At 79.6% G+C, this 1,169-nt stretch carries 2 protein-coding genes; one reads left to right on the top strand and one right to left on the bottom strand.

Features of this window, described 5'->3' with window-relative positions; translation table 11 throughout:
* The coding region (locus PAI11_RS09670) for an FAD-dependent oxidoreductase (protein ID WP_040599552.1) at positions 1–310 on the bottom strand (310 nt) is incomplete at its 3' end.
* 243 nt (positions 311–553) lie between these two features.
* Here PAI11_RS09670 and thiE point away from each other — a divergent pair.
* Positions 554–1,169 (top strand): thiamine phosphate synthase (gene thiE / locus PAI11_RS09665; RefSeq protein WP_040599550.1); only part of this gene is annotated, 616 nt, incomplete at its 3' end.

Here is a 1,169-nt window from a genome sequence, read left to right as displayed (position 1 = left end):
CCCGCAGCCGCGCCGCGAAGGCGGGCCAGGCGCGCAGCGCGGCGAGGCCGAGCGCCAGCTGCTCGGGGTGGTCGGGCTCGGCCTCGACGACCGGCGCCAGCATCCCCGCGGCCACGTGGCTGGTGCCGGAGCCCGGCGGCGACCGGTCGACGACGGTCACCCGGGCACCGGCCTCCAGCAGCTCCCAGGCCGCGGCCAGCCCGGCCAGCCCGGCGCCGAGCACCAGCACGTCGGGCGGGCCCGCGCCCGCCCCGCGGCCGGCCATCGCCGGGGAGGACGGGGGATCGACGGGGTCGGGCAGGTCGTTCACGGTCGGTCTCGCTTCGCCGGCATGACCCGGATCAGCTGTTGGCGGTCGGGGACCTCGTCCCCCTCTCAGCCCGCGTGGGCTCCCGCAGCCCCGGACCCGCGGCCTCGTCGGCGCGCGTCCAGCGACGTCCCGATGGTAGCTCCGCGAGCTGCCCGGCCGGCCGCCGCGGTTGCGGCGACGTTGCCGCGAGCCGGTCGCGGGCGCGCGGCGATCCCCCGCCGACGGCTGCCAGACTCGGCCGCGATGACTCCCGAGCAGCGTCGCGCCCGGTTCGCCGCCGTCCACCTGTACCTGGTCGCCCCGCTGGTCGCCGGCGGGCGGCCGCTGGCCGAGGTCGCCGCCGAGGCGATCGCCGGCGGCGTCGACGCGCTGCAGCTGCGGGACAAGCACGCCTCCGACGACGAGCTGGTGGCGGGACTGCGGGCGCTGCGGCCGCTCTGCGACGCGACCGGAACGCTGCTGCTGCTCAACGACCGGCCCGACCTGGCCGTCGCCGGCGGCGCCGACGGGGTCCACGTCGGCCAGGACGACCTGGCGGTCGCCGAGGCGCGAGCGATCGTCGGCGACGGACGGCTGCTCGGCCTCTCGACCCACAGCCCGCGGCAGGTCGACGCGGCGGCGGCCCTCGATCCCGCGCGCGGCCCCGACCACATCGGCGTCGGCCCGGTCCATGCGACGCCGACCAAGGCCGGGACGCCCGGCGTCGGCCTCGACCTGGTCCGCCACGCCAGCCGCGGCCCGCTGCCGTTCGTCGCGATCGGCGGGATCGACGACGGCAACGTCGCGGCCGTCGTCGCCGCGGGCGCCGCGCGGGTCGCGGTCGTGCGCGCGATCGCCGACGCCGACGACCCCCGCGCCG

Source organism: Patulibacter medicamentivorans (genome assembly GCF_000240225.1).
GTDB classification, from domain to species: Bacteria; Actinomycetota; Thermoleophilia; order Solirubrobacterales; family Solirubrobacteraceae; genus Patulibacter; species Patulibacter medicamentivorans.
Note: the sequence above shows the minus strand (reverse complement) of the source record. Positions and strands in the feature narration are given on the sequence as shown.